The sequence below is a fragment of the Christensenella sp. genome, assembly GCF_034927525.1.
In the GTDB taxonomy this organism is placed as follows: Bacteria; Bacillota; Clostridia; order Christensenellales; family Christensenellaceae; genus Christensenella.
The window spans coordinates 1-14119 of the sequence record NZ_JAYFPU010000245.1; the positions used below are offsets into that span (position 1 = coordinate 1).

At 51.2% G+C, this 14119-nt stretch carries 13 protein-coding genes and 1 other annotated feature; of the genes, 4 read left to right on the top strand and 9 right to left on the bottom strand.

From position 1 onward, the window contains the following. Nucleotides 1-136: 136 nt before the first annotated feature. On the top strand, nt 137-859 hold the full coding sequence (locus VB081_RS10285; RefSeq protein WP_323400733.1) for a hypothetical protein: 723 nt from the start codon (nt 137-139) through the stop codon (nt 857-859). A 57-nt stretch (nt 860-916) separates the two neighbouring features. Here VB081_RS10285 and argF read toward each other — a convergent pair whose 3' ends face one another. The 3 genes from argF to pyrB all read right to left on the bottom strand — a co-directional run bounded on the left by argF (nt 917) and on the right by pyrB (nt 3237). After that, a complete protein-coding gene (gene argF / locus VB081_RS10290) occupies nt 917-1825 on the bottom strand; it encodes an ornithine carbamoyltransferase (protein ID WP_323400734.1) in 909 nt (302 codons plus the stop codon). 69 nt (nt 1826-1894) lie between these two features. After that, a complete protein-coding gene (locus tag VB081_RS10295) occupies nt 1895-2317 on the bottom strand; it encodes an aspartate carbamoyltransferase regulatory subunit (protein WP_323400735.1) in 423 nt (140 codons plus the stop codon). Beyond that, the gene (gene pyrB, locus VB081_RS10300; RefSeq protein WP_323400736.1) at nt 2317-3237 is read right to left on the bottom strand and encodes an aspartate carbamoyltransferase; all 921 of its coding nucleotides are present in this window, start codon (nt 3235-3237) and stop codon (nt 2317-2319) included. Before pyrB ends, VB081_RS10295 begins: the two co-directional genes overlap by 1 nt. 278 nt (nt 3238-3515) lie before the next feature. Between pyrB and VB081_RS10305 the strand changes: the two genes are divergently transcribed. Beyond that, on the top strand, nt 3516-3668 hold the full coding sequence (locus VB081_RS10305; RefSeq protein WP_323400737.1) for a hypothetical protein: 153 nt from the start codon (nt 3516-3518) through the stop codon (nt 3666-3668). A 73-nt stretch (nt 3669-3741) separates the two neighbouring features. Here VB081_RS10305 and cls read toward each other — a convergent pair whose 3' ends face one another. From cls to VB081_RS10330, 5 genes are all read right to left on the bottom strand, one after another. Continuing rightward, nucleotides 3742-5277: a cardiolipin synthase gene (gene cls / locus VB081_RS10310; RefSeq protein WP_323400738.1), complete on the bottom strand. Its 1536-nt coding sequence runs from the start codon at nt 5275-5277 to the stop codon at nt 3742-3744. Nucleotides 5278-5397: 120 nt separating this feature from the next. Continuing rightward, on the bottom strand, nt 5398-6612 hold the full coding sequence (trpB, locus tag VB081_RS10315) for a tryptophan synthase subunit beta (protein WP_323400739.1): 1215 nt from the start codon (nt 6610-6612) through the stop codon (nt 5398-5400). 143 nt (nt 6613-6755) lie between these two features. Beyond that, entirely contained in the window at nt 6756-8123 is a 1368-nt protein-coding gene (locus VB081_RS10320) for a TrpB-like pyridoxal phosphate-dependent enzyme (protein WP_323400740.1), read from the bottom strand. Between the two features lie 106 nt (nt 8124-8229). Next, nucleotides 8230-8478, bottom strand: a binding site (T-box leader). A gap of 53 nt (nt 8479-8531) precedes the next feature. After that, nucleotides 8532-9677 (bottom strand): hypothetical protein, encoded by a 1146-nt coding sequence (locus tag VB081_RS10325; RefSeq protein ID WP_323400741.1) that lies wholly within the window; start codon nt 9675-9677, stop codon nt 8532-8534. Between the two features lie 58 nt (nt 9678-9735). Continuing rightward, nucleotides 9736-12390, bottom strand: a complete 2655-nt coding sequence (locus tag VB081_RS10330; protein ID WP_323400742.1) for a calcium-translocating P-type ATPase, PMCA-type — start codon at nt 12388-12390, stop codon at nt 9736-9738. 379 nt (nt 12391-12769) lie between these two features. Between VB081_RS10330 and VB081_RS10335 the strand changes: the two genes are divergently transcribed. Next, a complete protein-coding gene (locus VB081_RS10335; protein ID WP_323400743.1) occupies nt 12770-13243 on the top strand; it encodes a hypothetical protein in 474 nt (157 codons plus the stop codon). A gap of 25 nt (nt 13244-13268) precedes the next feature. Here the strand turns inward: VB081_RS10335 and VB081_RS10340 are convergent, their stop codons facing one another. Next, nucleotides 13269-13718: a GatB/YqeY domain-containing protein gene (locus VB081_RS10340; protein ID WP_323400744.1), complete on the bottom strand. Its 450-nt coding sequence runs from the start codon at nt 13716-13718 to the stop codon at nt 13269-13271. 116 nt (nt 13719-13834) lie between these two features. Between VB081_RS10340 and VB081_RS10345 the strand changes: the two genes are divergently transcribed. Then, nucleotides 13835-14119 (top strand): MBL fold metallo-hydrolase (locus tag VB081_RS10345; protein WP_323400745.1); only part of this gene is annotated, 285 nt, incomplete at its 3' end.

Sequence of the window (14119 nt, forward strand, 5' to 3'; positions counted from 1 at the left end):
GTCCTTTTCACGTTCATTATATCATAAACCGCAATACACTGTCAGTGCCTGTACCTATTTCTGTCGTTTGGGTTTGACAAATGCATGAAATGTGTATTAATACCTTACAGTAAATTATCTGGAGGATAATCAGCTTATGAAAAAGAGTATTTTAGGAACGCTGGCAATCGCCGTTTGTTCCGTATTTTTGCTTAGTGCATGCACCCCTGCGCCAGTACCGAGTGCGGCTCCTTCCGAGGACGAACTTGTTTTGGCTGCAAAAGGCGAGATCACGAATATCGCGACATCCGGCGATACGACCAGCATCACAGTAGACGGCACGGATACAAAATCCGATGCAAGCTACAAAATTTTGGTCGCGCACTTGAGCACCGAAACACCGCTCATCGAAAACGGAAATGTTTCCGCATACACGGACGGCGCATTGAGCCGCGGGGACGAAGTGGAGATATACCTGTCGCCGCTCACGCCTGTAACAGCTTCCGAGCCGCCGCAGGCAACACCCGTGAAGGTCGTAGTCACAGAACGTGAAGATGACAATGCACAGGCAGGCGCAGCCGAGACTCCCGACGTAAAAAAGGAGTTCGACGGTACGATCACTGAGATCACGCCGGATAACGAGTATTATCTGGTGTATGTCAAGGACGACGAAGACAGCGAACCTCTTGACGACCTGATCGCAGTCGTTTCAAACGACACCATAATATCTTCAGAAAAGACCGAGTCCAGCGGCTACAAGCCGGAAGACCTGAAAGTCGGGCAAAAGGTCACCGTCACCACCGACGGGAGGATGACCTTCTCCATCCCGCCGCAGGCAAGTGCACAAACGGTCGTGATCCACGACACGGAAGATAAATAGAACGATCGATCAAAAAAGCTCCGGCATCATGCCGGAGCTTTTTATTGGACTTCTTTTCTATTTGTCGCCCATCAGCAAGACCATTACAGCCTTTTGCGCGTGCATGCGGTTTTCAGCTTCGTCAAAAATCTCGCCCGCGTGCGCCTCAAACACCTCCGTTGAGATCTCCTCTTCCCTGTGCGCGGGCAGGCAGTGCTGCACCATCGCGTCCGGCTTAGCGACCGCCATCACATCAGCATTGATCTGGATGCCCTCAAACGCTTTTTTACGCGCTTCTACCTGCGCTTCGTGACCCATAGACGCCCATACGTCCGTAAACAGCACATCCGCGTCCTTTGCCGCTTCGAATACGTCCTCCGAAATAGAGAACTTCGGATTGCCCTTTGCAAATTCCATCACCTGTTCGTCTGGCCAATAATCCTTGGGAATCGCGCACGCGACCTCCATTCCTACCGTCAGCCCGCCCACGATCAACGAATTCGCCATGTTGTTCCCGTCGCCGATGTACGCCATTTTAAGGCCGTCAAAGCTCTTTTTGTATTCGCGTATGGTCATCAGGTCGGCCAACACCTGACACGGATGCGCATAGTCCGTCAGCCCGTTGATGATCGGGATGTCGCCGTATTTCGCGAGGTCTTCCACTTCCTGTTGCGCAAACGTACGGATCATGATGCCGTCCAGATAACGCGAAAGTACGCGCGCCGTGTCCTCAACAGGCTCACCCCTGCCTATCTGCAAGTCGTTTGACGACAAGAACAACGGATAACCACCCAGCTGGTACATGCCCACCTCAAAGGATACGCGCGTACGCGTGGACGATTTCTGGAAAATCATCCCCAGCGTCTTTCCCGCAAGGATCGGATGCTTGATCCCTTTTTTATTGTCGTCCTTCAATTTGTCCGCCAGATCGAGTATCTCGATGATCTGTTCCTTGGAAAGGTCACTCATCTTTAGTAAATGCTTCATAGCTACACCTCATTGTTCATTCAATGTTATAATTATACATTTAAATGAATAATTATGCAATACATTTTTTTATTTATCCGCTTCCTGTTCACAGTAAGCACAGCGATAAACACTGTGCTCCGCGTCAGTCAGGCGGAACACATGCGGCAGCTCCTGCTCCACAGAGGTGATGCAGCGCGGGTTTTTGCATTTTACAATGTTCTCTACGCGCTCGGGAAGCTTTAAGTTCATCTTCTGGATGATCTTGCCCCCGTCGATGATGTTCACCGTGATATTCGGATCGATAAACCCCAGCATATCGAGGTCTGTAGCGATCTCATTTTCGATCTTGATGATGTCCTTCTTGCCCATGCGGTTGCTTTTTACGTTCTTAATGATCGCCACGGCACAATCAAGCTTATCTAAGCGCAGGTAGTTATAAATACTCATTGCCTTGCCTGCTTTGATGTGGTCGATGACCACGCCTCTTTCCACACTATCGATACTCAACATTACGCATTTACCTCCAACATCGTCATGATCAGCGCCATGCGTGCATATTTTCCAAACAGCGCTTGTTTAAAGTATGCGGCACGCGGGTCTTTGTCTACTTCCACAGATATCTCGTTCACCCTCGGCAGCGGATGCATCACAATCATATCGTCCTTTGCCATCGCCAGCTTATCCATATCGAGGATGTAGCTGTCGCGCAGACGCACATAATCTTCCTCGTTGAAAAAGCGCTCGCGCTGTACGCGCGTCATATACAGGATGTCGAGATCGGAAATGATTTCTTCCAAACGCTCATACTGTACATACGTCACATTTTCATTGTTTTTCAGCACATCTTCTTTTACGTAGCGCGGTACCTTCAGCTCCATCGGCGAGATCAGTACAAATTTGATGTTTTTATAACGTGACAGCGCACGGATCAGCGAATGTACCGTCCGTCCGAATTTCAGGTCGCCGCACAGGCCGATGGTCAGATTGTCAAGCCTGCCCTTAAGCGACCTGATGGTCAATAGGTCTGTTAAGGTCTGCGTCGGGTGCTGGTGCCCTCCGTCGCCCGCATTGATGATCGGTATTTGCACGTTTTGGGAAGCGACCATTGCCGAACCTTCCTTTGGGTGGCGCATCGCGATGATGTCCGCATAACATTCCACCGTACGTACGGTATCCGCTACGCTTTCCCCCTTAGAAGCCGAGCTGTTGTCCGCCCCTGCAAAGCCAATCACGTCTCCTCCGAGCTCGTGCATCGCCGCCTCAAAGCTTAAGCGCGTCCTCGTCGAAGGCTCAAAAAAAAGTGTAGCCAGCTTTTTATGCCTGCACACTTCCTGATACTTCACGGGATCTGCGATGATTTCGTCTGCCAGGTCGAGCAAATCGTCGATTTCCTCTACAGTAATGTCCATTGGGTCCAGTAAATGTTTCATGATTTTTCTCCCTGTTCCTTTTCGGTTTGCACAAAAAAACGTCTCCCTGCACTTGACAGAAAGACGGTATCATTGCGTGACGATATGCCCAAACCTTATCAGCCTCTCTGTACTAATTTAAAGGTTCCTTATGCTTTATTTATTCTACTACACATCGCATGCGATGGCAATATAAAATATCCATTTTTTTCAAGTTTTTAATGTTTATAACGTTCGGTCAGGGTCTACATTAAAGGTAACAAGCGTGTCACTGATACACGGGAAAGGAAGTGTCAACGATGGTAGCTAAAATGGTTCGTCAGTTTGTTGCGTTAGGAGCGGTCATAGCGCTCGGCATCACATTACTGATCTTTGCGTTTGGCACTGCCGCGCCACTCCCTGTACAAATGCTAAGGGACAGTATGTCCTCGCAGACCGAGACGCTCAAATAGCTTTTTCTTTTCTCTCCACCCCTTTTTTAGAAGACGCCTCTTTGTTAACAAAGAGGCGTCTTTGTTTTTCGTGCTACATCAGCGGCGCAAATACACGAAGCACCGCCTGCATCAACCGGACATACCATTTACGCCTGCGTATCTCCTCATATTCAACCTCTCCGCACAAAGGCATCGTGTTCATATAGTCCTCTTTTACAGCCATAACAGAAGACGTCCCATACATCCACACACCGCATTCATAGTGCAAGAACAAGCTGCGGTAATCTAAGTTAATCGTTCCCACGATCGCCATCTTGTCGTCACACACAAACGTCTTGGAGTGGATAAAACCGGGCGTATACTCATAGATGCGCACACCCGCCTCCAGTAGCTGCTCATAGTACGCGCGCGTCAGCATAAAGACCATTTTTTTGTCCGGGATATGCGGCGTTGTGATGCGCACATCAACGCCGCTCTTTGCCGCATTGGTGAGTGCCGCCATCAGTTCGTTGTCTAAGATCAGGTACGGCGTATTGATGTACAGATATTTTTCCGCCCGCGTGATCATGTTGAGGTAAACGTTCTCACTGATGTATTCGTCGTCCATCGGGTCGTTGCAGTACGGCTGCACAAAGCCGTCCGTCTGGTAATTTTCCACATATCTCGGTTCGGGTAAAAACGCGCCGCAATTGTTTTCCTCGCCGACCATAAAATCCCACGCCTGCAAAAACATCATCGCGAACGACCACGCGCCGTCACCCTTCAGCATAACGGAAGCGTCCTTCCAGTGCCCGAATTTTTCGATTTCATTGATATATTCATCCGCTAAGTTCGCGCCGCCGCAAAAAGCCGTGTGCCCGTCGATCACAGTGATCTTCCTATGGTCGCGGTTATTGAATATGGACGAAAGCTCAGGTTTTAAGGTGTTGAACACGATACATTTGATACCCATCCCGCGCAGTTTTTTATAATATTGGAAGGGCAGCGTACGCGCGCAACCCATATCGTCATACATAAAACGCACGTCAAGCCCTTCGTCTGCTTTGCGCTTTAAGATATCCAGAATGCTGTTCCACATCACGCCTTCCTGCACAATGAAATATTCCATAAAAATATATCGTTCCGCTTTTTCGAGTTCGGCCTTCAATTGCTCGAAAAAAGTTTCCCCGCTCGGGAAATACTGCGTCTGTGTCTTTTCCCACACAGGAAACATGTTGGAACGGCGGATATAGTCCGCCTGCCGCATGGCGCTTAAGTCCTGCTCCTCAAGCCTTCCCAGCACTTGCGCATCCTGCTCAAGCAGACAGCTTGTCTTTTCGTATATCTCCTTTGCCTTCTGGCGCATTTTTTTTGTGATCTTGCGCTGGCTGAAAAAGACATACAGCAAAATGCCCAGTAGCGGCAGAACCAGCACCGGAATGATCCATGCAAGCTTATACGAAGCGTTCTGGCGTTTGTTGACGATATACAGTGCCATGATCAGGCTCAGTACAAAAAAAATGTTCTGCAGTATCTCAGATTCTTCGTCAAAATAATAAAAAACACTGATAATGATCAGCGCCTGCACAGCGATCAAAGCAAATACGATAAACAATCGGCTGGTAAAAAAGCTCAAGATTTTCTTCATATGTCCCCACCTCATACATTTATACTTCCATGAAACTATTTTACGCGAAAAGCATTTTCTTTGCAACGGCAACAAAAAAGACCGCACGGCACAAATCCATGCGGTCTTTTGCTTGGTTTTTTATTTGTATTGCTCGCCATACCCGTATTTTTCCGCAACATAGTCGATATCCTTATCGCCCCTGCCGCTGCAATTCACGAGGATCGAGCCCTTTTTGTTTTCCTTTGCATACTTCATCGCATAAGCGATGGCATGCGCGCTTTCGATGGCGGGAATGATCCCCTCATAGCGCGAAAGCTTGAAAAACGCTTCCATCGTTTCATCATCCGTCGCACTCACATAATTGACACGGCCGAGATCGTGCAAAAACGCATGCTCCGGCCCCACCGACGGATAGTCAAGCCCGCTTGCCACAGAATAGACCGGGGCGGCCTCGCCCGCTTCGTCCTGCAAAAGATAGCTTTCAAAGCCGTGCAGCGTTCCCTTTTTGCCATATGTGATGCTGGCAGCGTTGTCGCCTACATCAGCGCCTCTGCCCATCGGCTCTACGCCATAGATTTCCACCGGATCGTCGAGGAACGGTGTAAACAGCCCTAGCGAGTTGCTGCCCCCGCCCACGCATGCACAGATCGCGTCCGGCAGGTTGCCCGTCATTTCCAAAAACTGCTCTCTTGCCTCCTGACCGACGATCATCTGGAAGTCGCGCACCATCATAGGGAACGGATGCGGCCCCACCGCGCTGCCGATGCAATAGATCGCGTCCTTATAATCCCGCGCATACGCTTCAAAGGCAGAATCCACCGCTTCCTTCAAGGTTGCCGCGCCACGCGATACCGGCACAACCTTCGCGCCCAGAATCTTCATGCGCGTCACATTGGGCGCCTGCTTTGCGATATCGACCTCGCCCATATGTATTTCGCATTCAAGACCGAAAAACGCCGCTGCCGTCGCAAGAGCAACACCGTGCTGCCCCGCGCCCGTTTCTGCGATCAACTTCCTCTTGCCCATATATTTGGCAAGCAGCCCTTCGCCCATGCAGTGGTTCAATTTATGCGCGCCCGTATGATTTAAGTCCTCACGCTTTAAATATATCTGCACCCGTCCGAGCATCCTCGACAAACGTTCGCAGTGGTATACCGGCGTAGGACGCCCTTGAAATTCACGTCGGATGCGCCGCAGCTCGTTGATGAACTGCGCGGAATTACATATCGTTTCGTATGCTTCCGTGATTTCTTCAAACGCAGGAATGAGCTCGGGCGGCAAAATCGCCCCGCCATACTCGCCAAATTTTCCATTTTCATCCGGATAATTCTTCAAATAGGTTCTATAATCCATTTCTCTTCTCTCCAGTTCTACTCTATGGGCGCTTGCCCGCTCTTTCGGGGAACGTTCCCCGCTACTCTATGCCGGCTTTTGCACCAGCCTGCTCTTATTATAAACGTCTTTCCCCTATTTGTAAACACCCGGTGCCGCTTGCCTTAAGGCATTTGCGGCAGACTGTCAAAGCCCTTTTTAAGCTCCTCATCCGTAGGGATATAGTCGTTCATCTTTTTGTCATGAAACGCTTCATATGCCGTCATATCAAAGTATCCTGTTCCCGTAAGGCCAAAGAGGATCGTTTTTTCCTCGCCGGTTTCCTTGCATTTCAGCGCTTCGTCGATAGCAGCACGGATCGCGTGTGCAGATTCGGGAGCAGGCAAAATCGTTTCCTTCTTTGCAAACAGCACCGCCGCTTCAAAGACCTTGCTCTGTTCCACAGATACCGCCTCCATATATCCGTCGTGATAAAGCTTGGATAAAATAGGCGACATCCCGTGGTAGCGCAGCCCGCCCGCATGGTTTGCGGAGGGCATGAAGCCGCTGCCCAGCGTATACATCTTCGCCATAGGCGTGATCTTGCCTGTGTCGCAGAAATCGTACGCATACTTTCCGCGTGTCAGCGAAGGACAGGATGCGGGCTCCACCGCTACGATCCTCGGGGTCGCCCTGCCGGTCAGCTTGTCCTGCATGAACGGCGCGATCAGCCCGCCAAGGTTAGAACCTCCGCCCGCACACCCAACGACTACGTCCGGATATTCATCCAGCTTTTCCATCGCGATCTTGGATTCCAGCCCGATGAGAGACTGGTGCAGCAGCACCTGGTTCAGTACCGAGCCGAGCACATAACGATACCCTTCCGTGCTGACCGCCTTTTCCACCGCCTCCGAGATCGCGCAACCAAGGCTTCCTCCCGTTCCGGGGTTTTCCGCAAGGATTTTCCTGCCGATCTGTGTCGTGTCGCTCGGGCTGGCGATCACGTCCGCGTCAAATGTCTGCATGACCGCTTTGCGGAACGGCTTTTGCTCATACGACACTTTGACCATGAATACCGTAAGCGGCAGCCCGAAGTAAGAGCACGCTTCCGCGAGTGCCGTACCCCACTGGCCTGCACCCGTTTCCGTGGTCAGGCCGGTAAGCCCCTGATCCTTGGCGTAATATGCCTGTGCGATCGCCGAGTTCAGCTTGTGGCTGCCCGACGTGTTGTTGCCCTCGAATTTGTAGTATATCTTTGCCGGCGTGCCTAACTCTTTTTCTAAGTTATAAGCCCGAATGAGCGGCGAGGGACGGTATATCTTATACATCTCCAATATTTCTTCGGGAATATCAACATACCGTGTTTCGTTGTCCATTTCCTGATGCGCAAGCTTTTTACAAAATACCGGATAAAGGTCTTCCTCCGTTGCCGGCTGCATGGTCGCAGGGTTGATCATCGGCTCCGGTAATTCTTTCATATCCGCGCGCATGTTATACCACTGCTTCGGCATCTCGTCTTCTGTTAAATAGAGTCTGTGCGGAACTTTTACCATTGTTTTGTTCTCCCTTCAAATTTTTATCGAGCCGCCCTCTCCCGCATTGCGTGTTCGGGCGCGGCTTTTCTTTTTCCGGGATAAAAAAAAGCTTTTATCCCAGTATTCCTAGGACAAAAGCTTATAAAACTTCTGCGGTGCCACCTAAATTGACGCATGATACGCCCCCTCATAACAGTCCAACAACTGTCGTCCCTCATAACGGTGGGATGCCGTCAGGTATTACTCGGCTTATCGCCTTTCTCCCTGCCCTCATCAGTCCATTCACCGAAAATCCTCTGCTGCGATGATCACACCATCCATCACTCTCTCAAAAGCGGTTTTCCCGGTTACTCCTCTGAATCGTTGGTTTAGCTCTTTATGGTTCTGTATTCTATCAGACGTTTTTTGTTCTGTCAAGCAAAAATATTATTTCTGCATCGCTTTTAGTTCCGCCGCCGTGATGCGGTAATTCTTGTCGCGGCAGTCCTGCTCGGTAAAGCGTCCGTCCTGTTCCCGCTCGTTCGTGGAATCATAAAACAGGAAGGGCACCGGCTCTGCTCCGTGCGCGCCCGTATCAGAGAATGTAAAGTGGTCAGAGGCGATAGACAGCGTATAATCGTCCTCTATGCCCGCAAGGAAATCCCCTAAAAACACGTGGTCGATGGATTCGATCGCCTGCATTTTTTCCACCGGCTCAAGCTCGTGCGAAAGATCGTCCGTCTCCTGGATATGCACATAGATATCGTCGTATTCGCGCACCGCGCGGGTCGCCTTATCAAGCTTTTCCTTCAGAAAATCGTCAAAGCTGCGCCCCTCGCGCTTTGTCCCGATGTTGGGCAGCCCCGCGATGGTCGTGATGCCGTCCATCAGCAGCGTTTCAGAAAGCGCGACACGGCCTCTTGTGTCGCCCTTGATTTCCGGCATGATGGAATCCCCCCAGAACCACAGCCCGTTCGCCGCGATTCCCTTGTCCTGCATGAAATCATACGACGCTTTCATCAGCTCAAAGAACTTCGCCTGTTTTCCGCTTGTTTTGATAAATGGCGCGATGTCCTGCCCGATGATGTCGTGCGCGGGCTCGAGTCCGAGCGGATACAGGTCTTTTCCGTTTTTCACGATCAGCGTGTTGCGAAACGACCCGCAGTAGATCAGCTGGTATTCGTCGTCATATACGGCCGCAGCAAGTTCCTTCATCACAGGTCCCGCGATCTCTGTTGCGATGTCGTACGCGCTGTAGCTTTTGATGCGGCTCCCTTCAAAACTGTCGCCCTCAAAGGTCACCATGTTACAACGGATGTATAAGTCATCGTCGTTCATGGGCAGGCCAAGCCCCGCCGCCTCGATGATCGCCCTGCCGCGGTAGGTGTGCGGGTCAAAGCCGAGAAGGCTCAGATTCGCGACCGCGCTGCCCACCTCCAGCCCATCAGGGATGGTCAGGCAGGTACCGCTGAGCGATTTTCTGTAAAGTGCGTCCAAATTGGGCGTTTTTGCGTATTCCAACGGCGTTTTATGGTCGAGCGCCGCATTCGGCCTGTCTGCCGAACCGTCCAAGACCAGCGTGATTTTTTTCATATCTTCTGTCCTCTCTTATGTGATATCTTATGCTTTTATTATACGCCATTCCCGCCCTCTAATCAATGCGTTTTACTTTTGTAGCCGCACGCTTTACAAGCTTGAAAACCTCGGACGCTAAAATCACAGACAATGCACATGCAACGATTCTAAGCCACATATCGATGCCAAGCGGCACCGTGCCAAACAACGCGCCGCCAAACTGCGTGATTAAGACCTGCAGCGAGAAAGTGATTAAAAACACGAGCAGCATCAGCTTGTTGTTGCCGATGTTTTGGAACATGCTGGTGTCCGATAACTCGCGGCTATTAAACGCGTTAAAGAGCTGAAATACCACAAACAGCGTAAACAGCACCGTCGGTATCTGGTCAGTAGGCGCGCCCAAAAAGTTCCACGCATGCTGCGCCATGAATACGATCGAAATAAATATTCCGTTGAATGCGATGCGCCCGAGCATCCCGCGCGTCACGATGCTCGCGTCCCGTGGGATGGGCGAACGCTTCATCAGGTCTTCACGGATAGGCTCGAGACCAAGCGTCAGCGCAGGCGGCCCGTCCATAATGATATTGATCCACAAAAGCTGCAGCGCAGAAAAAGGCGAAACAAATCCCATCAAAATAGAGCACAGTACAACGATCACCGACGACAGGTTGACGGTCAGTTGAAACTGTATGAAGCGCTGGAAATTCTCATAAATACCGCGTCCCCACTGCACCGCCTTGACGATCGTGGAAAACGAATCATCCAGCAGCACGATATCGCTTGCCTCCTTGGAAACCTCCGTGCCCGATATGCCCATCGCGATGCCTACGTCCGCGTTTTTTAAGGCTGGCGCGTCGTTGATGCCATCGCCCGTTACCGCGACAACGTCCCCGTTTGCCTTGAGGGCATTCACCACACGCATTTTTATCGTCGGCGTACTGCGCGCGATTACGCGTATCTTAGGCAGCACCTCACGCAACTGCCGCTCGCTCATATCTTCGAGCATTCCCGCTTCAACGGCAATATGCCCATCGCTTAAAATACCCAGCTCGTTCGCAATTGCCGTCGCCGTCACAATATTATCGCCCGTTAGCATTTTCAGACCGATACCCGCGCTGCGGCAGCGCTCCACCGCCGCCAGCACATCCTCGCGCAGCGGGTCTGTTATCGCCGTAAACCCATCGTAACACATGCCGCTCTCGATCACCTGCCTGCCGCTCTCGTAGTCCTCCATCGCCGCAAGCTCTTTGTGCGCAAATGCAATCACACGGCAGCTTTTTTCCTGATAAGCAAGCATATCCGCTTCAATACGCCGTTTGTGCGCCTCGTCCATTTCGCACATCGCCAATACTTTTTCCGGGCTTCCCTTGGTATACGCAATGTTCTTTGCGTCCTCACTTACGATCGTCGTCATATTTTTGGTTTCCGAGCTGAACGGGAACACGCACGCGATCTCTTTTGCGTCACGCATCTGCCGGTAATCATATCCGCTCTTTTGCGCCGCCACGAGAAGCGCGCATTCCGTCGGGTTACCAATGAAGTCCGCAGAAACGCTGCAGCTTAAGTCCGCCGTCCCGTTGAGGCAGAAGTTGTGCAGCAATGCTTTATTCTTCAGTTCCTCCGGCTTCACGATGCCCTCGTCCGTTCCCACCGCGAGAACCGTCATCCTGTTCTGTGTCAGCGTACCCGTCTTATCAGAGCATATGACGTTGATGCTTCCCACCGTTTCGCACGCGACCATCTTTTTGACGAGCGCGTTTTGCTTTGCCATCTTGATGATATTCAAAGCAAGCGACACCGCAACGATGGTGGGCAGTCCCTCCGGCACCGCCGCAACAATAAGCACGATACTCGTAATGAACGCCTCAGATATCGTGTCAAGGGACGCCGTGCCGCTCGATACGAAGATAATGACCTGTATCGTAAAAACGATCGCCGCCGCGATCGCGCCCAGCATGGTGATCAGTTTGCCCAGCTTAGCAAGCTTGTCCTGCAAGGGTGTGTTCGCTTTTTGTGCGCCCGAAAGCTCCTGCGCGATCTTGCCGAACTCTGTCCCATCCCCCACGGCAGTCACGACCATTATGCCGCTGCCGCCCGTTATAAAGCAGCCTGAATACAGCATATTCACACGCTCCGCAACCGGCGTCTTTTCGTCCCCGAACACCGCTTCTGCGTCTTTTTCCGCGGGAACGCTCTCCCCCGTAAGCGACGCTTCGTCGGCATAAAGCCCCTTGCTTGTGATAAGCCGCCCATCAGCAGGGAGCTTGTCCCCCGTCTCCAGATGGATGATGTCTCCCACCACCACCTCTTTTTGCGGGATCAGCTGTATCTGCTCGTTGCGCACCACGCGCACGAGGATATCCTCATTGATCGCGCTCAGCGCCTCAAACGCCTTTGCGCTTTTACCCTCCATGATGACGGTGATCACGACCGAAAGCGAGATCGCGACAAAAATACCCACACATTCCAAAAAATCTGCTTCCCCGCCGCTTGCGCTGCGCGCAATATTGACCGCAAGCGCGATGATCCCTGCCACGATCAGCATAATGATCATAGGTTCTGTGGCGGCATCCTTTAGTCGCTTTAACAGCGATGGCGGTTTTTCCCGCGTAAATTCATTCACGCCGTATTTTTGCCTGCTGTCCGCTACCCCCGTGTCGCTGAGTCCCCGCTGTACGTCCGTACCGAGCCGCGCCACCGTCTGTCTGCCTGTCTCTAAAAATGCCTGCATACCGTTCCTCCCAAACGAAATGTGCCACACGCGTCCGCATTACGCGCTATCGTGGCCGGATGTTCCATAGCAATAAAAAACCGGATACCGCTCTAAGCGATACCCAGTCTCTCCGTCAAAATAAAAAAGACTTCACGTATCCGCCAAACAAGCGATACATGAGTCTCGTTAATCAAGGCAAGCCAGGCGTTCCCACCAGTATGTTGACTTGCCGCACACGGCTTGCCGTATGCCAACTACTCCCTCACGGAATATTCATTATGACCTTTATGCTACCATAGCCCCCGGGCGAAGTCAACGGCAAATTTGCGTTTTGTTTCGCTTCCCGCTTCGCTGGTTATTTGTTATGATGTAAGAAAAACACAAGAAGGTAGAGTCTATGACAAAAGGAAAGATCAATTTAGACCACGCCCCGCGCATCCACAAAAAATTCCTTCCGCTGCTCGCGGGCATCGTATGGGGCATCGCATCAACAGCCGTACTGTCCATCGGCATTCCCTCCATGGTGGAAAACTGGACGATGCCTTGGCTGTGCATCTTGATCGCGGCGGTCATTTTTTTCCTATTTTTCAAATTTGTATTTTACCGTTTGTATAAAAAACATATGAAACGCATCGACGCATTTGAGAAGGACAAAATTTGCGCATTTGCCTTTTTTGATGTTAGAGGCTATATCATCATGGCGTGCATGATCACCTTTGGCATCGTGCTTCGTTCCCTCAATGTTTTGCCGCACGTATACTTAGGGGTCTTGTATACCGGCCTTGGCTTTGCAATGGTGTCCGCGGTGATCGGCTTCTTATCTACCTTTATCCGCAGGCAAATACAGGAACGCAAGACACAGGCAAACTAAAAACGCGGTCTTCCGCGTTTTTTTGTTATTGCATCTTTTCCCCGACCAGCTTATTCACCAGTCCGCCGTCGGCCTTGCCCTTCACAAGCGGCATCAGCTCCTTCATGATCCTGCCCTTATCCTGCGGCGTTGCCTGACCGATGTCCAGCTTCGCAAAAACGTCATCGATGACCTTGCGTATCTGTTCCTCATCCATCTGAACGGGCGCAAACTCCTTCAAGACGGCGATCCGCTTCTCGTTCATATCGATCAAGTCCTGACGTTCGGCTTTCTTCGCGCCCGCAAGGCTTTCCTCCGCCTGCTTGACTTCTTTTAAAATGATCGTGTTTTCCTCTTCGTCGCTCAAATCTTCACGCTTGTCCTTTTCCTTCGCCTTCATCGCGGACAAAAGCAGCGTCAGCGTCTCTTTGCGTTCTGTATCCTTCGCCTTCATCGCGGCGATCATTTCCTTTTGCACTTCCTGCATTTTACTCATTTTTCTTTCCTCCGCATCATAAAATATCATTATTATCTTACCACATTTCCACTTGTTTTTACACCCCGCCCCCTTTAAAATGAAATATAGACACATCAACAAAGGGAGGCTCCTCCATGAACCTGAATTTTTTTGGCGCTGCGCACGAAGTCACGGGCAGCTGCTATTTTTTGAAAGCGTGCGGTAAAAACATATTGATCGACTGCGGCATGAAGCAAGGCCCCGACGAATACCGGAGTCAAACCTTGCCTTTTTCCGCCACGGACGTCGACTGCGTCTTACTGACGCACGCGCACATCGACCATTCTGGCCTGTTGCCTCTTTTATACCGCAACGGATTTCGCGGAAGCATCTACGCGACGGGCGCGACAACCGACCTGTGCGGCATCATGCTGCGCGAC